This is a genomic window from Brevundimonas sp. Root1423 (assembly GCF_001426805.1).
Window position 1 is genome coordinate 319,798 of record NZ_LMFL01000001.1, and the last position, 17,336, is coordinate 337,133.

Sequence of the window (17,336 nt, forward strand, 5' to 3'; positions counted from 1 at the left end):
CGCGTTCGGTCTAGCTTGTCCTTCAGCGCCGCCAGAGCGCGGCAGGAGGATCAGTCATGCGTCGTTCCCTGTTCATGGCCGCTGTGGCGGTTGTCGCGCTTTCATCCGCCGGCTGGACGGTTGCTCCAGCAGCTGATTTCCTCCCCCAAAGCTATGCGTCTGTACTGGCCGACCCGGTCCGGACGCCCGAGGACCGCGCGCGCGACGAGGCGCGGCATGCGGTCGAGACCCTCGACTTCGCCGGCGTGAAGCCGGGCGAGAAGGTCGCCGACATGATCATCGGCGGCGGCTATTTCACCCGCATCTTCTCGGCGGCCGTGGGGCCTGAGGGCCGTGTCACCGCGTGGCAGCCGGCCGAGTTCATCGCCTTCCAGGCCAGCTATGGCGAGGCGTTGACGGCGGCGGACGCCCTACCGAACGTGGACGCCATCCGCTCGCCGATCGGGGCTCCCGAGTTTCCGGCGGGGCTGGACCTGATCTTCACGGCCCAGAACTATCACGACCTGCATCTGCAGCCGTTCCCGACGGACACCGCGGCCAAGGTCAACGCCGCGGCCTTCGCGGCGCTGAAGCCGGGCGGGCGCTATGTCATCATCGACCATCACGCCGCCGCCGGATCAGACCTGTCGGCCGCGCACACCCTGCACCGGATCGACATCGAGGCGGTCAAGCGCGAGGTGACCGCGGCGGGTTTCGTGCTGGATGGCGAGAGCGATGTGCTGGCCATCGCGGGCGACCCGCGCACAGCCAATGTCTTCGACGGGTCGATCCGGGGTCGCACCAGCCAGTTCATGCTGCGGTTCAAAAAGCCGGGCTGACGGAACGATGGGCGCTCCGGCCGGTTAGGGCCTGCAATCGCTGCCCGTACGGCAGCCGCAGGAATTCCCATGCCGTTATCCTTTCTCGCCAGCCTCGGTTTCGGGCTGTTCTCATTGGCCGTGCTCGGTTCGGGCGGATATCTGGCGTGGACCTGGTTCGAGGGGGATATCGTCCAGAACGTGGACGGGACTCTCCAGCGGGTGCGCGAGGACTGGCGCCTCTGGGCAGCTGTGGCGCTGATCGGCTGGTCATTCCTCGGGCGCTTCCTGGTTCCGCTGCTGCTCGCGAGGTCCGACACGGAACGAACCCGACCCGAGCGGGGCGCCGGTGAAATGATCGCCGGCGCCGGCGGCGCTTCGCTCTATGTGGAAACCCATGGCGATGCGGCGGCTCCGCCGCTGGTGCTAATCCATGGCTGGGGCATGGACAGCACCATCTGGTATTACGCGAGGCAGCATCTGGCCCGGCGTTTCCGGGTCATCGTCTGGGATCTGCCCGGCCTCGGTTGCTCGACCGCAGACGGCCGCGACGCTGTGGCGCTCAGCAGCTTCGCCCGCGACCTGAAGTCCGTTATCGGGCTGGCGGGAGGGCGCCCGGTCGTGCTGGTCGGGCACAGCATCGGCGGCATGACGATCCAGACGCTGGCGCGCGATGAGCCTGCGTTCTTCAATCGCGAAGTGGCCGGCGCCGTCCTGCTCAACACCACCTATACGAACCCCCTCGAGACCATGATCCTGAGCGGCCTGGTCAAGGCCCTGCGCTGGCCCGTGCTGGAGCCGTTGATGCGGCTGGCGATCTGGCTGCAGCCGCTGGCGTGGCTGGCCGCATGGCAGAGCTACCTCAGCGGCTCGGCCCACATGGCCAACCGCCTGGGCTTCGGGCGCTTCGTTACCCGCAGCCAACTGGAGCACACGACGCTTCTGGCGACCCGAAATCCGCCGGGCGTGCTGGCGAAGGGCAATCTGGCCATGTTCCGGTGGGACGCCACCGAGGCGCTGCGGAATATCATGACGCCGGTGCTGGTCGTCGGCGGCGACAAGGACATCGTCACCAAGCTGGAAGCCAGCGAGACGATCGCGACGACCGTCCCGAAGGCGCGCTTTCAGGTGGTCGAGGGCGTCAATCACATGGGCTTCCTCGAACAGGCGGAAATCTACAACGAAGCGATCGGGGCGTTTGCGGCCTCTGTGCAACCGGCTCCCGAGGCGATACCTCTCCGCGCCTGATCATCGGAGTATCGGTTGTGAAAATAGCCTTCATCGGCCTCGGCAACATGGGCGGGGGCATGGCCGCCAATCAGGCAAAGGCCGGAAACGCCGTCGCGGCCTTCGACCTGTCTCAGGCGGCGCTGGATCGCGCCGCCGCTGCGGGCTGTACGCCGGTCGCGTCTGTGGCGGAGGCCGTCAAGGACGCGGACGTGGTCATCACCATGCTGCCGGCCGGGCCGCATGTGCTGAAGGTCTATTCGGAGCAGATCATCGGCGCCGCCCCGACGGCGGCCCTTCTGCTGGATTGTTCGACCATCGACGTGGATACGGCGCGCAAGGTGGCGGGGCTGGCCAAGGAGGCGGGCTACGCCTTCGCCGACGCGCCGGTGTCTGGCGCATCGAGGCGGCGCTGGAGCCGATGAGCCGCGCGACCTTCCGCGCCGGCGACCACGGGGCGGGGCAGGCGGCCAAGATCTGCAACAACATGATCCTGGGCATCACCATGCTGGGCACCTGCGAGGCGATCGGCCTGGCCGAGAAGCTGGGGCTGGACCCGGTCAAGATGTTCGACATCGTGGCCAAGTCGTCGGGCCAGAGCTGGTCGGTGACGACCTATTATCCGTGGCCCGGCCCGGTGCCGACGGCGCCGTCGAACCGCAACTATGACGGCGGCTTCGCCACGGCGATGATGCTGAAGGACCTGAAGCTGGCGCAGGACGCGGCGGCGAAATCGGGCGCCTCGACGCCGCTGGGGGCGCAGACGGAGGCGCTGTTCCAGATGTTCAACGGTCTGGGCTACGGCGGCCGCGACTTCTCGGCCATCCTGCAGATGCTGCGCGGCAAGCTGGACGAGCTGCCGAAGGACTAGGGGTGGGGTTTTTGAGAACCGTTATCAATTAAGGGTTTGCGGCGTTTTGTCCGCCCCGATTCATGGACAAATCGTCCACATCGGCGCATCACGCGGCAAGGATTTCGCCGCCAGCAGAGCTGTCAGTTTGTTCGACTACAAGGCCGCATTCGAGACCGCCGTGGAGCAGGTCAAGGGCGAGGGGCGCTATCGCGTCTTCGCCGACCTGAAGCGCGTGCGCGGCCAGTTCCCGAAGGCGATCCGCCGCCGGGAGGACGGGTCTGAGCAGGACGTGATCGTCTGGTGTTCGAACGACTATCTGGGCATGGGCCAGCATCCGGTGGTGCTGGAGGCCATGCAGGCCGAGATCGAGGCGGTGGGCGCTGGCGCCGGCGGCACGCGCAACATCTCGGGCACGACGCGGTCGGCGGTCGATCTGGAAGCCGAGCTGGCGCACTGGCACCAGAAGGAAGCGGCGCTCCTGTTCACCTCGGGCTATGTGGCCAATGAGGCGACGCTGACGACGCTGCAGCGCATCCTGCCGGGGCTGATCGTCTTCTCGGACAGCCTGAACCACGCCTCGATGATCGCCGGCATCCGCAACGGCGGCTGCGAGCGGCACATCTACGCCCATAACGATCTGGAACACCTCGAGGCCCTGCTGGCCGAGGCGCCCGCGGACGCGCCCAAGCTGATCGCCTTCGAGAGCGTCTATTCGATGGACGGCGACATCGCCGACCTGGCCGGGACCATCGCCCTGGCGAAGAAATACGGCGCCATGACCTATCTCGACGAGGTCCACGCGGTCGGCCTGTACGGCGCGACCGGCGCGGGCGTGGCCGAGCGGGACGGGGTTCTGGACGGCATCGACATCGTCGAATGCACACTCGGCAAGGCCATCGGCGTCATGGGCGGGTACATCGCGGCGGACGCCGTGATCGTCGACGCCGTGCGTAGCTGGGCCTCGGGCTTCATCTTCACAACCAGCCTGCCGCCGGCCCTGACGGCCGGGGCTCTGGCCTCGGTGCGCCATCTCAAGGCCCATCCCGAGCTGCGCGAGGCTCATCAGGAGCGCGCCGCGACGCTGAAGGCGCGATTCGCCGCGGCCGGCATTCCGGTGATGGAGTCGGTCAGCCATATCGTGCCGGTGTTCGTGGGCGATCCGGTGCACACGAAAATGATCTCGGACATGCTGCTGGACGAGCACGGCGTCTATGTCCAGCCGATCAACTATCCGACCGTGCCCAAGGGCACCGAGCGGCTGCGCTTCACGCCGTCGCCGAACCACACCGACGCCATGATGGACGATCTGGTCCGCGCCATGGACGCCCTGTGGACCCACTGCAACGTGGCGCGCCTTCCTGCCGTCGCCTGATCTTTCCGCTCATCCCGGCGAAAGCCGGGACCCAGTCCTGTCCAGCCTGACGCCGGCCTTTCAGGACTTGCCTGCGGTGAGATGATCCCCCCATCCTTCACCCAAAGAACTGGGTCCCGGCTTTCGCCGGGATGAGCGGGGGGTTTGCGTGACCATGGCGAGCGGTGGAGCGGACCTGGGCGAGGTGATCGTCGAACTGACCCGCAACGGGCCGTATCTGAAATGCTCGGCCGTGCATGTCGCGACCGGGGTTGAAGCCTCCGCCATCGGTCCCGCGACCGAGCGGGCGGGGCTGGAGCGGATCGCGCTGGGCAAGCTGAAACGGGCGCTGGCCGCCCGCTGACCACAAGATGTTGTGGTAAACCGGCGTCGGGCCTAAATGGGTCACCGTCCAGCTTCGGGGATTACCAGTGACCGCCTTCACCCACGCCGACTATTTCTCGAAGAGCCTCGCCGAGGCCGATCCCGACATCTTCGGGGGGATCCAGGGCGAACTGGGCCGGCAGAAGGAACAGATCGAACTGATCGCGTCCGAGAACATCGTCTCGAAGGCGGTGCTGGAGGCGCAGGGTTCGGTCCTGACCAACAAATACGCCGAGGGCTATCCCGGGCGCCGCTACTATGGCGGCTGCGAATACGTCGATGTGACCGAGGATCTGGCCCGCAGCCGGGCCAAGCAGCTGTTCGGCTGCGCCTTCGCCAACGTCCAGCCGCACTCGGGCGCCCAGGCCAACCAGGCGGTGTTCCAGGCCCTGCTGACGCCGGGCGACACCTTCCTGGGCATGGATCTGGCGGCCGGCGGCCACCTGACCCACGGCTCGCCCGCCAACCAGTCCGGCAAGTGGTTCCGGCCGGTGACCTACAAGGTCCGCGAGGACGACTGCCTGATCGACTATGACCACGTCGCGGAAATGGCCGAGAAGGAGAAGCCCAAGCTGATCCTCGCCGGGGCCAGCGCCTACAGCCGTCACATCGACTTCAAGCGGTTCCGCGAGATCGCGGACAGCGTCGGCGCATACCTGATGGTCGACATGGCCCACTATGCGGGGCTGATCGCCGGCGGCGTCTATCCCGACCCGCTGCCGCACGCCCATGTGGTCACGACCACGACCCACAAGACCCTGCGCGGGCCGCGCGGCGGCATGGTGCTGTCGAACGACATCGAGCTGGGCAAGAAGATCAACTCGGCGGTGTTCCCGGGCCTGCAGGGCGGGCCGCTGGAGCATGTCATCGCCGCCAAGGCCGTGGCCTTCGGCGAGGCGCTGAAGCCCGAGTTCAAGCTGTATGCGCAGCAGGTGGTGACCAATGCGCAGGCGCTGGCCGCCGTGCTGGTCGAGCGGGGCGCGGCCATCGTCTCGGGCGGCACCGACAGCCACCTGATGCTGGTCGACCTCCGGCCCAAGGGCGTGACGGGCAAGGCGACGGAAGCCGCTCTCGAACACGCCCTGATGACCTGCAACAAGAATGGCGTGCCGTTCGACACCGCGCCTTTCACCATCACCTCGGGCGTCCGTCTGGGCACGCCGGCCGGCACGACCCGTGGCTTCGGCGTCGGCGAGTTCCAGCAGGTCGGTCACTGGATCGCCGACGTGATCGACTCGATGAAGGGCACGGACGAAGCGGACGCCGGCGTGTCGCAACGCGTGGCGGGCGAGGTGCGCGAGCTCACGCGTCGCTTCCCGATTTACGGATAAGCCTCTGATGAAATGCCCCTTCTGCGGACATCAGGACACACAGGTGAAGGACAGCCGCCCGTCGGATGACGGCGCGGCCATCCGGCGTCGGCGGTCCTGCCCGCAGTGCAGCGGGCGTTTCACCACCTTCGAGCGGGTGCAGCTGCGCGAGCTGATGATCCTGAAGCGCAACGGCCGCCGCACCCCCTTCGACCGCGACAAGCTGGAGCGGTCGCTGAACGTGGCCCTGCGCAAGCGGCCGGTGCAGGCCGAACAGGTCGAGCAACTGGTCAGCCGCATCACCCGGCAGCTGGAAAGCCTCGGCGAGACGGAAATCCCGTCCTCGACCGTCGGCGACTTCATCATGAAGGCGCTGAAGTCGGTCGATGAGGTCGCCTACGTCCGCTACGCCTCGGTGTATAAGGACTTCCGCCACACCGGCGATTTCGCACGGTTCCTGGGCGATGAGGGTCTGGACGAAAGCTGATGCGCCCGCGCGTCACCCTGAAGCTGGCGACGTCCCTCGACGGACGGATCGCCACCGCGACCGGCGAGAGCCAGTGGATCACCGGCGAGACGGCGCGGCTGGAAGGCCATCGCCTGCGCGCCGCCCATGACGCCATTCTGGTGGGGATCGAAACCGTTCTCGCCGACGATCCCGAACTGACCGCGCGTCTGCCGGGCCGTCCGGTGGATCAGCCGCTGCGCGTGGTGCTGGACAGCCGTCTGCGCACGCCGCCGACGGCGAGAGTCGCGACCGGCGACAGCCTGATCCTGACGGCCGTGGAGCCCGCGCCGATCGGTACCGCCGTGGTCGAACGCGTCGAGGCCGATCACGGTCGTCCGACCGTTACGGCCAGCCTTGCCGCGCTGAAGCGCCGGGGCGTGTCGTCGGTGCTGATCGAAGGCGGCGGGCAGGTGGCGGCCAGCTTCCTGCGCGCCGGCGTGGTCGACCGGCTGGAGTGGTTCCGGGCGCCGATCCTGCTGGGCGGGGAGGGGAGGCCGTGCGTGGCGGCCCTCGCTCTTGCGAAACTGGCTGACGCCCCCAGCTTCCGGCGCATTGCGGTCGAGCCTTGCGGTGACGACCTGTGGGAACGCTACGAGAGAGTTTGAATGTTCACCGGTATTGTCACGGACATCGGCCGCGTCCGTTCGGTCAGCCAGACCGAGCGCGACCGCCGCTATGAGATCGAGACGGCCTGGGACACGTCGGGCATCGATCTGGGCGCGTCGGTCAGCCATGCGGGCTGCTGCCTGACGGTCACCGAAAAGGGGCCGGGCTGGTTTGCGGTCGAGGTGTCGGGCGAAACCCTGTCGAAAACCAGTCTGGGCGACTGGGCCGAGGGCCATCGGGTCAATCTGGAGCGCGCGGCGAAACTGGGCGACGAGATGGGCGGCCATGTCGTGTCGGGTCATGTCGACGGGCTGGGCCGCGTCGTGGCCATCGAGCCTGAGGGCGGATCGCATCGCGTCCACATCGAGGTTCCGGCGCCGCTGCATCGTTTCATCGCGCCCAAGGGCTCGATCACCGTCGACGGCGTGTCGCTGACGGTGAACGGCGTCGAGGGCCAGCGTTTCGACGTCAACCTGATCCCGCACACCTGGGATGCGACGACGCTGGGCGGTCTCACCGTGGGCGATGCGGTCAATCTCGAGATCGACATGCTGGCGCGATACCTCGCGCGGTGGCAGGAGACGGCGTGATGCAATTGGCCGCGAACATGAACGACAGCCCGATAAGCCCTATCGAGGACATCCTCGAGGACGCCCGCAACGGCAAGCCCTACATCCTCGTCGACGCCGAGGATCGTNGCCGCGAACATGAACGACAGCCCGATAAGCCCTATCGAGGACATCCTCGAGGACGCCCGCAACGGCAAGCCCTACATCCTCGTCGACGCCGAGGATCGTGAGAACGAGGGCGACATCATCATTCCGGCCCAGTTCGCCACGCCGGACCAGATCAATTTCATGGCCCGCCACGCGCGCGGCCTGATCTGTCTGGCCATCACCAGCGAACGCGCGCGACAGCTGCGCCTGCCGCCGATGGCCGCCGAAAACCGCACCAGCATGGGCACGGCCTTCACGGTGTCGATCGAGGCGCGCGAGGGCGTGACGACGGGCATTTCGGCCGCGGACCGCGCCCGGACGGTGCAGGTCGCCTCGGATCCAACCAAGGGCGCGGACGACATCGTTTCGCCGGGCCACGTTTTCCCGCTGGTCGCCCGTGACGGCGGCGTGCTGGTCCGCACCGGCCACACCGAGGCGGCGGTCGACATCAGCCGCATGGCCGGCCTGACGCCTGCCGGGGTGATCTGCGAGATCATGAACGACGACGGATCGATGGCGCGGATGCCCGATCTGGTCGCCTTCGCCCAGCTGCACGGACTGAAGATCGGCACCATCGCCGACCTGATCGCCTATCGCCGCCGCACCGAACGCTATGTCGAGCGGGTGATGGATACGCCGTTCGAGAGCGTCCACGGCGGACCGTTCCGGCTGATGCTGTACCGGAACACCATCGAGGGCGCAGAGCATGTGGCGCTGGTCCACGGCAAGATCGAGCCGGGCAAGCCGACGCTGGTGCGCATGCACCAGGTCGATTTCGCCGCCGACCTGCTGGGCCATGTCGAGGCGCGGCAGTCCTATATTCCGCAGGCCCTCAAGGCGATCAGCGAGCACGGGGGAGCGGGGGTGACCGTCTTCCTGCGCGACCCGGACCTGCACGGGCTGGCCGAACGGCTGGCGGGGGTGGAGAAGCCGGTGGCGGTCGACCGCTCGATCCGCAACTACGGCGTCGGCGCGCAGATCCTGCTGGATCTCGGCGTGCGCGACATGATCGTGATGAGCTCGACCCGCCCCAATCCCGCTGCGCTTGAAGGCTACGGCCTGCGCATCGTCGGCTGGCGTGACATGGACGGAGAAGACCAATCGTAAGCGAGCCCATTCGCGTCCTCATCGTGGAGGCGCGCTTCTACGACGATCTGGCCGACGCCCTTCTGGAAGGGGCGAAGGACGCCCTGCGCGCGCAGGACGTCGAGTTCGACGTCGTCTCGGTTCCGGGCGCTCTGGAAGTGCCGACGGCGATCGCCCTGGCGGTCGAGGCCGGCCGCTATCCGACGGCGCCGCGCTATGACGGCTATGTCGCCCTGGGCTGCGTGATCCGCGGCGAGACCTATCATTTCGAGATCGTCTCGGATCAGTCGGCGGCCGGGATCCGCAATCTGGGGGCGACAAGGGCGGCGGCGCGGCGCGCGCCTGTCTGGACCTCATTGCCTTGCGCAAGCGGCTGCGCGTAGGACTGGGCGCGTGACCGAACCCGCCAGCATCCAAGCCGTCCTCGCCCAGCTCGCCGAGGCCGAAAAAGAGCGCGCAGAGCCGCAGCTGACCAGCCGCCAGCGCCGCGCGCGCACCGTCGCGCGCCTCGCCGCCGTGCAGGCCCTGTACCAGATGGAACTGGCCGGCGAGGGCGTGGACACCGTCATCTCCGAGTTCCAGAACCATCGCTTCGACGCTGATATCGAGGGCGAACCCCTGGCCGAGGCCGACGAGGACTATTTCGCCGGGATCGTGCGCGGAGTCGTCAGCGGCCAGCGCGAGATCGACGATGCGGTCAAGGCGCGGCTGGCGTCCAACTGGCGGATGGAGCGTCTCGATTCGACCCTGCGCGCCCTGCTGCGCGCCGGGGCGTGGGAGCTGCGCGAGCGGCAGGACGTCCCGCGCGAGATCGTCATCGACGAGTACGTCGAGCTGGCAAAGGCCTTCTTCGACGACGCCGAGGCCAAGTTCGTCAATGCGGCGCTGGACGGCGTAGCCCGAGACGCGCGGCCCAAGGGCTGACGCGGACATGCCCGCGGTCGACGTCGCCGGCGAGTTCGAAACCATCCGCCGCCTGTTCGCGCCGCTGGCCCATCCCGATTGGGGGCGGGGTCTGCTGGACGACGTCGCCGTCGTGCCCTCGCGCGCCGGGCACGATCTGGTTCTGACCAAGGACGCCATCGTCGAGGGCGTGCATTTCCTGCCCGACGACCCGCTGGACACGGTGGCGCGCAAGCTGATGCGGGTGAACCTGTCGGATCTGGCGGCCAAGGGGGCCGAGCCGTTCGGTTATCTGCTGGCCTGCCACTGGTCGCAGCGCTGCGGCTGGCCCGAGCGGACGGCGTTCTGCGACGGGTTGAGGCTCGATCAGAAGGCGTTCGGAGTGGCGCTGCTGGGCGGGGACACGGTGGCGACGCCGGGGCCGGCGAGCTTCTCCATGACCATGCTGGGATGGATTCCGAAGGGGAAGACCGTCGGACGCGCAGGCGCGCGGCCCGGTGATCTGGTGTTCGTGACCGGCTTCATCGGCGACGGCTGGCTGGGGCTGGAGGCGGCGCAGGGCAAGCTTTCGCTCGACCCTGAACGGATCGCGGCCCTGTCGGAACACTATCGGACGCCCATGCCGCGGATCGAATTCGCCGGCCCGGTCCGGGACATGGCGACGGCGTCGGTCGATGTCTCGGACGGCCTTGTCGCCGATCTGGGCCATGTGGCCGAGGCCAGTCGAGTCTGTATCGAGATCGATCTCGAACCCGTGCCCCTGTCGGCGGCGGGTCAGGCCTGGTTCGACGGGCGTGTCGACCAACAGGACGCCCTCGGGAAGCTGGTGACGGGCGGCGACGACTATGAGATCGCATTCACCGTCGGACCGCGGGACGAGGTTGCGATCCGCCGCGAGGCCGAACGCCGCCATCTGCCCCTGACGAAGATCGGGCGGGTGACGGCGGGGCAGGGGGTCGTCGCCCGGTTCGGCGGCAAGCCGGTGGCGTTCGACAGGTCCGGTTTCACCCACGACTGACAACGAAATCTCAAGGCGTGGGTGGCAGGGTGCCGTCATGCGCCGTCGTGACCTCATCGCCGCCTCCGCCGCCCTGCCGGTTCTCGCCGCCGGGCGCGAAGCGATGGCCAGCGATCGGCCGGCGCCCGGCGGGGCCAGCGTCAGCATGCCTGGTGTGGGTCTGCCGATCATCGCCGGCGGACGGCTGAGGAACTATGTGTTCGTGTCGCTGCGTCTGCATCTGGGTGGGTCTGCGACCCCCGAATCGATGCGGCCGAAGGAGGCTTTCCTGCGCGACGCCCTGGTGCGCGCGGGACACCGGACGCCGTTCACGGTGCAGGACGACTGGACGCTTATCGACACCGCCGCCCTGTCAGCCAGCCTGATGCGTTCGGCCGCCGCGATCGTGGGCCGGGGGGTGGTTACGCGGGTCGAGGTGGTCAACCAGGCGCCCCGTCGCCGCACGGGCGTAAACCCCCGCTGAACTTCGTTCACCAAGGCTGTTGCCTCGGCCTCCGGCATTTGGCACGTTTCCGCCGCAATCTCCCGAGGGACGCGACATGCGTCCGGTGCGCACGGGGGGACCGGAAGGCGGACAGAGGCGAATAACGCCCGCCGCGCCAAGGAACCGGGCGCCTTGATACACAGGGTATGGAAACGCCATGAGTAACTATCTGTGGCTGGTCATCGCCGCAGGCGCGCTGGGAGTCCTGTACGGGCTCGTCCAGACCGCCGCGCTGATGAAGGCCAGCACCGGCAACGACAAGATGCGCGAGATCGCCGCGGCGATCCAGGAAGGGGCCTCGGCCTATCTGCGCCGGCAATACACCACCATCGCCATGGTCGGGGTCGTGATCCTGATCGCGGCCTGGCTGCTGATCGGTCCGTATGCGGCCATCGGCTTCGTCATCGGCGCCGTGCTTTCGGGGCTGGCGGGCTTCGCCGGCATGCTGATTTCGGTCCGGGCCAACGTCCGCACCGCGCAGGCGGCGTCGGAGAGCCTCGCCAAGGGTCTGGACCTGGCCTTCCGGTCGGGCGCCATCACCGGCATGTTCGTGGCGGGCGGCGCGCTTCTGGGCGTGGCGGGCTACTACGCCTTCCTGACCGCCGGCGCGGGCTTTGAGTCCACCAGCCGCGAGGTCATCGACGGTCTGGTGGCGCTGGGCTTCGGCGCCTCGCTGATCTCCATCTTCGCCCGTCTGGGCGGCGGTATCTTCACCAAGGGCGCCGACGTGGGCGGCGACATGGTGGGCAAGGTCGAGGCCGGCATCCCCGAGGATGACCCCCGCAACGCCGCGACCATCGCCGACAACGTGGGCGACAACGTCGGCGACTGCGCCGGCATGGCCGCCGACCTGTTCGAGACCTATGCGGTCACGACGGTGGCGACGATGGTGCTGGCGGCGATCTTCTTCCGCGACCAGCCCTATGTCGAAACCATGATGCTGCTGCCGCTGGCCATCTGCGCCATCTGCGTAGTGACCTCGATCATCGGCAGCTTCTTCGTCCGTCTGGGCAAGAGCCAGAACATCATGGGAGCCCTGTATCAGGGCCTGATCGTCACCGGCGTGCTGTCGGTCGGCGCGGTCTGGTGGGTCATCACCCAGCTGGTCACCGGCCCGGTCACGACGACCAGCGGTCTGGTCATCGAGCCGATGAGCCTGTTCTGGTCCGGGCTGGTCGGTCTGGGCGTCACCGCGGCCATCGTGGTGATCACCGAATACTACACCGGCTCCAACTTCCGTCCGGTCCGCTCGGTCGCCAACGCCTCGGTTTCGGGCCACGGCACCAATGTGATCCAGGGTCTGGCCGTTTCGCTGGAGTCCACGGCGCTTCCTGCGCTGACGATCATCGTGGGCATCATCGCCAGCTACCAGCTGGCGGGCCTGTTCGGTATCGCCATCGCCACCACGACCATGCTGGGGGTGGCGGGGATGATCGTGGCGCTGGACGCCTTCGGTCCGGTCACCGACAACGCCGGCGGCATCGCCGAGATGGCGGGCCTTCCCTCGGAAGTCCGGCACTCGACCGACGCCCTCGACGCCGTCGGCAACACCACCAAGGCGGTGACCAAGGGCTATGCGATCGGTTCTGCGGGTCTCGGCGCGCTTGTGCTGTTCGCGGCCTATACGTCGGACCTGCAGTACTTCTCGGCGAACCCGGACCTGTATCCGTTCTTCGCCAACATGCGCGAGGTCGCCTTCGACCTGACCAACCCGTACGTCGTCGTCGGCCTGCTGTTCGGGGGGCTGCTGCCCTTCCTGTTCGGCGGCATGTCGATGATGGCTGTGGGCCGGGCCGCTGAGTCTGTGGTGGAAGAAGTCCGGTCAAGCCCGAGTACGGCCGTGCGGTCGACATCCTGACCAAGGCGGCGATCCGCGAGATGATCGTGCCGTCGCTGCTGCCGGTGCTGTCGCCGATCGTCCTGTTCGTGGCCATCCTGTTCCTTTCGGACAAGGCGGATGCGTTCGCGGCTCTCGGCGCCATGCTGATGGGCGTGATCGTCACCGGCCTGTTCGTCGCCATCTCGATGACCTCGGGCGGCGGCGCGTGGGACAACGCCAAGAAGGTCATTGAAGAGGGCTTCACCGACAAGAACGGCGTCGTCCACGGCAAGGGTTCCGAGGCGCACAAGGCCGCGGTGACCGGCGACACAGTCGGCGATCCCTACAAGGACACCTCCGGCCCGGCGGTGAACCCGATGATCAAGATCACCAACATCGTCGCCCTGCTTCTGCTGGCGGTGCTGGCGAGCGGCAAGATCGTCTGAGTCTCATCGGCCTCTCCGGTTCGCCGGAGAGGCCGGCCATCCTGCCAAGAAAGAGGCCCCGGAGATCGCTCTCCGGGGCCTTCTTCGTTCGGCAGGGTGGAGACCCTATTCCCGGCGCTGCTGGCCCGGGGTGTCCTCATCCGTGCGGGGCAGCTGGCCGCGGCCGACGTTGCCGAGCAGCTGTTCGAGGATCGTGAGCTGGCGTCCGCGGGTCGGGGTCTCGCGGCCGTTCATGGCCACGACGCGTCCGTCCTCGAGGCCGAGGTTGTTGACCGCCGACACCTGACCCGAGTCGTTGAAGGTGATCTCGGTCACCGACCGCTGGGTCACGTGGGCCTGGTTGTAGGTGTATTTCTCGGTCACCTGGCTGATGTAGTACCAGACGTTGTCGCGCTCGAAGGTCGAGGTGGTCGACGGCGTGCCCAGCTTGGTGAGCACGGTCTGTTTGGTGTCCGTGCCCGCGACGATGTCCGCGGGCTTGGCGTCGATGGCCTGGAAGCCGTTCTGGCCGATCACCGGGCGACTTCAACAAGGTCTTTGACCTAACCGGACCCGAGCCTTAGTTCAACGGCGCGGCGGAAAAGGGGCCGCATGATCATGCTTCAGAATCTGTTCCGTACCCGTCCCCGAGAGCGTCTGGGCCAGCCGCTGTATGAACTGGCGGTCCAGCAGGCCCGAAAGCCGGCCTTCTATACGCAGCTGGGCGTCGCCGACCGCATCGATGCGCGATTCGAGCTCTACACCCTGCATGTACTGCTGCTGGTCATGCGCCTCCGCGACGAGGGAGAGCGTGGCGCGCAGGCCGGGCAGGACCTGTTCGACACCTATGTCTCGGCGCTGGACCACGCCCTGCGCGAACTGGGCGTGGGCGACATCTCGGTCGGCAAGAAGATGCGCAAGCTGGGCGAGGCCCTGTACGGCCGGATGACCACCTGGGAGACGGCGCTGCGCGAGGGCGACGCCGCGGCCCTGTCGGCGGGGCTGGCGCGTAACATTTATGAGAGCGAGGATGCGGTTGCCGGTGCGAAGCTCGCCGACTACGCCCTCGCCAGCCGGGACCGTCTGGCGGCGCAGGACTTCAATGCGGTCGTGGCCGCTCCCGACTGGGCGGAGATAGCCAAATGACCGTTCCGAGCCTTCCGTACAGCGAGCCTGTCCGCCTGCATCAGGTCGCCGGCGGCGTGAAACGGACGCTTGAGCCCGACGCTGCGGCCCGGGCGCGGATCGTGAAAGCGCTGGATCTCGCCTCGCTGGATTCGTTCACCGCCGAGATGGATCTCGCTCCCACTGACGCGGGCTGGCGGCTGTCCGGGCGGGTGCGCGCCAGCCTGGCACAGACCTGCGGCATTACGCTGGAACCGCTGCCGGTCGAGATCGACGCGCCGTTCTCGGTTTCACTGGCCGAGGCCGTGGATGAGGATTCCGACGAGATCATCATCACCATGGACGACGAATCGCCGGACCTGATCGAGGACGGCCAGATCGACCTGGGCCAGTATGCGGTCGAACAGCTGGCCCTGCGGCTGGACCCGTTCCCCCGCAAGCCCGGCGCCGAGTTCGTCCAGCCGCCTGAACCCGCCGAAATCTCGCCCTTCGCGGTCTTGAAGCAACTCAGGCCCAACGAGGAAGGTTGACGCAGCGGCGGTGCGGTTGCATCCCCCCGCTGCGGCGCTATCGTCGCCTTACTGACAAGCGCCGCAGCGGCGGCGCGACGGAGTCGAAACGGCTTGTCATCCCCGATCCTGATTTCGCTCGACGCCATGGGCGGAGACCACGGTCCTTCGGTCGTGGTCGGCGGCGTCCGTGACTACCGCAAACGCCACGGCGGCGAGGGCGTGCGCTTCCTGCTGCACGGCGACGAGACGGCGATCCGGGCCGAGATGGCCAAATGCGCGCTGACCGAAGAGGTCTGCATCGTCCGTCACACCGACAAGGTCGTGGCCATGGACGAAAAGCCGGCCCAGGCCATGCGCCGCGGCAAGGGCTCCAGCCTCTGGAACGCGATCGAGGCGGTGAAGTCTGGTGAGGCCGGGGCGGTCGTGTCGGCCGGCAATACGGGCGCGCTGATGGCCATCTCCAAACTGCTGCTGCGGATGTCTGCGCCGGGGCTGGAACGACCGGCCATCGTCGCCGGCTGGCCGACGCCGAGGGGCGTCACTGCGGTGCTGGATGTCGGGGCCAACGTCGAGAGCGACGCGGCCCAGCTGGTCGAATTCGCCATCATGGGCGAGGCCTTCATGACCGCGGTTCATCACATAAAGAAGCCGACCATCGGCATTCTGAACGTCGGTTCCGAGGACATGAAGGGCCATGAGGAGGTGCGCGAGGCGGCGCGCCTGCTGCGTGAGGGCGGCTTCGGACTGGACTATTTCGGCTTCGTCGAGGGCACGGACATCGCCAAGGGCACGGTGGATGTGGTCGTGACCGACGGCTTCACCGGCAATATTGCGCTGAAGACGGCCGAGGGCGTGGCCAAGTTCATCGCCGGGCTGATGAAGGAAGCGCTGAGCTCAAGCCTGACGTCCAAGGCGGGCGCGCTGCTGGCCATGCCGGCGCTGAAGCGCATGAGCCAGAAGATCGACCCCAACGCCAACAACGGCGGCCCCCTGCTGGGCCTGAACGGGATCGTGGTGAAAAGCCATGGCAGTGCGACGCCGGGCGGCTATGGCTCCGCCATCCGCGTGGCTGTCGAACTGGCCCGGAGCGACTATCTGATCAAGGTCAGCGACAGCTTCAGCCGCCTGACCGCCGTACTCGAACAGCCGCCCGCGCCGATCGCGGACCCGGCGATGGAGACTCCCCAGTGAGCGTCATTCGCAGCGCCGTGACCGGCGTCGGCTCATATCTGCCGGAACAGGTCGTGACCAACGCCGATCTGGCGCAGTTCGTCGACACGTCCGATGAATGGATCCAGGAACGAACCGGCATTCGTCAGCGGCACAAGGCCCGCAACGATCAGCCCACCAGCGATCTGGCCGTTGAGGCCGCGAAGAAGGCCCTGATCGACGCGGGGCGGACGGCGGCCGAGGTCGACATGATCATCGTCGCCACGACCACGCCCGACATGACCTTCCCGTCGGTCGCCTCGATTGTGCAGCGCAAGATCGGGGCGCCGACCTGCATCGCCTTCGACGTTCAGGCCGTTTGCTCGGGCTTCGTCTATGCGCTGAGCGTCGCCGACGGCTTCGTGGCGCGGGGCCTGTCGAAATGCGCCCTGGTCATCGGCGCCGAGGAGATGACCCGCCTGATGGACTGGACCGACCGGTCGACGTGCGTCCTGTTCGGGGACGGGGCCGGAGCGGTCGTCGTCGAGCCGTGCGAAGGGCAGGGGACCAAGGAAGACAAGGGACTGCTGGGCTTCGCCCTGCGCAGTGACGGGACCAAGACGGACCTGCTGTACGTCGACGGCGGACCGGCCACGACAGGCACGGTCGGTCACCTGCGCATGGCCGGAAACCAGGTTTTCCGGCACGCCGTGGTGAATATCGCAGAGGCCATCACCGCCTGTTGCGCCGCCTCGAACATCGAGATCGCGGACGTCGACTGGTTCGTACCGCACCAGGCCAACCAGCGCATCATCAAGGGCGTCGGCGACCGGTTGGGGCTGGACGAGCACAAGGTGATCTCGACCGTCGCCATGCACGCAAACACATCGGCAGCGTCGATCCCGCTGGCGCTCGATGCGGCGATTCACGACGGGCGCATAAAGCGCGGCGATCTGGTGCTGCTGGAGGCCATGGGCGGCGGCCTGACATGGGGCGCCTGCGCGTTTCGTCTGTAGGGAGTTTTTCCGGCTTTCCATTTGACGACGCTTGCCCTTTTATGTCG

The 17,336-nt window shown here is 67.5% G+C and carries 17 protein-coding genes and 3 pseudogenes; 19 read left to right on the forward strand and 1 reads right to left on the reverse strand.

Annotated elements, in window-relative coordinates:
• Positions 1–56 precede the first annotated feature (56 nt).
• From ASD25_RS01625 to ASD25_RS01695, 15 genes and pseudogenes are all read left to right on the forward strand, one after another.
• Positions 57–818, forward strand: a complete 762-nt coding sequence (locus tag ASD25_RS01625) for a class I SAM-dependent methyltransferase (RefSeq protein ID WP_056614409.1) — start codon at positions 57–59, stop codon at positions 816–818.
• A gap of 69 nt (positions 819–887) precedes the next feature.
• Complete coding sequence (locus tag ASD25_RS01630) at positions 888–2,045, forward strand: alpha/beta fold hydrolase (RefSeq protein ID WP_056614412.1); 1,158 nt, start codon at positions 888–890, stop codon at positions 2,043–2,045.
• A gap of 47 nt (positions 2,046–2,092) precedes the next feature.
• Positions 2,093–2,895: pseudogene (locus ASD25_RS01635) on the forward strand (NAD-binding protein).
• A 127-nt stretch (positions 2,896–3,022) separates the two neighbouring features.
• Entirely contained in the window at positions 3,023–4,249 is a 1,227-nt protein-coding gene (gene hemA / locus ASD25_RS01640; RefSeq protein ID WP_056614841.1) for a 5-aminolevulinate synthase, read from the forward strand.
• A gap of 154 nt (positions 4,250–4,403) precedes the next feature.
• Positions 4,404–4,592 carry a hypothetical protein gene (locus ASD25_RS01645; RefSeq protein ID WP_056614415.1) on the forward strand — a complete coding sequence of 63 codons (189 nt, stop codon included), beginning with the start codon at positions 4,404–4,406 and terminating at the stop codon, positions 4,590–4,592.
• Between the two features lie 67 nt (positions 4,593–4,659).
• Positions 4,660–5,943, forward strand: a complete 1,284-nt coding sequence (gene glyA / locus ASD25_RS01650) for a serine hydroxymethyltransferase (RefSeq protein ID WP_056614422.1) — start codon at positions 4,660–4,662, stop codon at positions 5,941–5,943.
• Between the two features lie 7 nt (positions 5,944–5,950).
• The gene (nrdR, locus tag ASD25_RS01655; RefSeq protein WP_056614424.1) at positions 5,951–6,409 is read left to right on the forward strand and encodes a transcriptional regulator NrdR; all 459 of its coding nucleotides are present in this window, start codon (positions 5,951–5,953) and stop codon (positions 6,407–6,409) included.
• Complete coding sequence (locus tag ASD25_RS01660; protein ID WP_056614427.1) at positions 6,409–7,035, forward strand: RibD family protein; 627 nt, start codon at positions 6,409–6,411, stop codon at positions 7,033–7,035. Before nrdR ends, ASD25_RS01660 begins: the two co-directional genes overlap by 1 nt.
• Positions 7,036–7,626 (forward strand): riboflavin synthase, encoded by a 591-nt coding sequence (locus ASD25_RS01665; protein WP_056614434.1) that lies wholly within the window; start codon positions 7,036–7,038, stop codon positions 7,624–7,626. It begins immediately after the preceding gene.
• 117 nt (positions 7,627–7,743) lie between these two features.
• Complete coding sequence (gene ribB / locus ASD25_RS01670) at positions 7,744–8,859, forward strand: 3,4-dihydroxy-2-butanone-4-phosphate synthase (protein WP_056614437.1); 1,116 nt, start codon at positions 7,744–7,746, stop codon at positions 8,857–8,859.
• A pseudogene (locus ASD25_RS01675) lies at positions 8,853–9,235 on the forward strand (6,7-dimethyl-8-ribityllumazine synthase). Before ribB ends, ASD25_RS01675 begins: the two are co-directional and overlap by 7 nt.
• Positions 9,232–9,762, forward strand: a complete 531-nt coding sequence (nusB, locus tag ASD25_RS01680; RefSeq protein ID WP_056614447.1) for a transcription antitermination factor NusB — start codon at positions 9,232–9,234, stop codon at positions 9,760–9,762. The pseudogene ASD25_RS01675 and the gene nusB overlap by 4 nt, the downstream one beginning before the upstream one ends.
• Positions 9,763–9,769: 7 nt before the next feature.
• Positions 9,770–10,759 (forward strand): thiamine-phosphate kinase, encoded by a 990-nt coding sequence (thiL, locus tag ASD25_RS01685; RefSeq protein ID WP_056614450.1) that lies wholly within the window; start codon positions 9,770–9,772, stop codon positions 10,757–10,759.
• Between the two features lie 37 nt (positions 10,760–10,796).
• Entirely contained in the window at positions 10,797–11,222 is a 426-nt protein-coding gene (locus tag ASD25_RS01690; RefSeq protein WP_056614453.1) for a hypothetical protein, read from the forward strand.
• 178 nt (positions 11,223–11,400) lie between these two features.
• Positions 11,401–13,508: pseudogene (locus tag ASD25_RS01695) on the forward strand (sodium-translocating pyrophosphatase).
• 105 nt (positions 13,509–13,613) lie between these two features.
• On the opposite strand, the gene ASD25_RS01700 reads toward ASD25_RS01695, so the two are convergent.
• Positions 13,614–14,024: an outer membrane protein assembly factor BamE gene (locus ASD25_RS01700; protein WP_082572133.1), complete on the reverse strand. Its 411-nt coding sequence runs from the start codon at positions 14,022–14,024 to the stop codon at positions 13,614–13,616.
• 75 nt (positions 14,025–14,099) lie between these two features.
• Here ASD25_RS01700 and ASD25_RS01705 point away from each other — a divergent pair, with 75 nt between their 5' ends.
• The 4 genes from ASD25_RS01705 to ASD25_RS01720 all read left to right on the forward strand — a co-directional run bounded on the left by ASD25_RS01705 (position 14,100) and on the right by ASD25_RS01720 (position 17,289).
• Positions 14,100–14,633 carry a ubiquinol-cytochrome C chaperone family protein gene (locus tag ASD25_RS01705; RefSeq protein WP_235562547.1) on the forward strand — a complete coding sequence of 178 codons (534 nt, stop codon included), beginning with the start codon at positions 14,100–14,102 and terminating at the stop codon, positions 14,631–14,633.
• Entirely contained in the window at positions 14,630–15,142 is a 513-nt protein-coding gene (locus ASD25_RS01710) for a DUF177 domain-containing protein (RefSeq protein ID WP_056614456.1), read from the forward strand. Before ASD25_RS01705 ends, ASD25_RS01710 begins: the two co-directional genes overlap by 4 nt.
• Positions 15,143–15,268: 126 nt before the next feature.
• Positions 15,269–16,315, forward strand: a complete 1,047-nt coding sequence (gene plsX / locus ASD25_RS01715) for a phosphate acyltransferase PlsX (RefSeq protein WP_056614846.1) — start codon at positions 15,269–15,271, stop codon at positions 16,313–16,315.
• Entirely contained in the window at positions 16,312–17,289 is a 978-nt protein-coding gene (locus ASD25_RS01720) for a beta-ketoacyl-ACP synthase III (protein WP_056614458.1), read from the forward strand. The genes plsX and ASD25_RS01720 overlap by 4 nt, the downstream gene beginning before the upstream one ends.
• Positions 17,290–17,336: the final 47 nt, after the last annotated feature.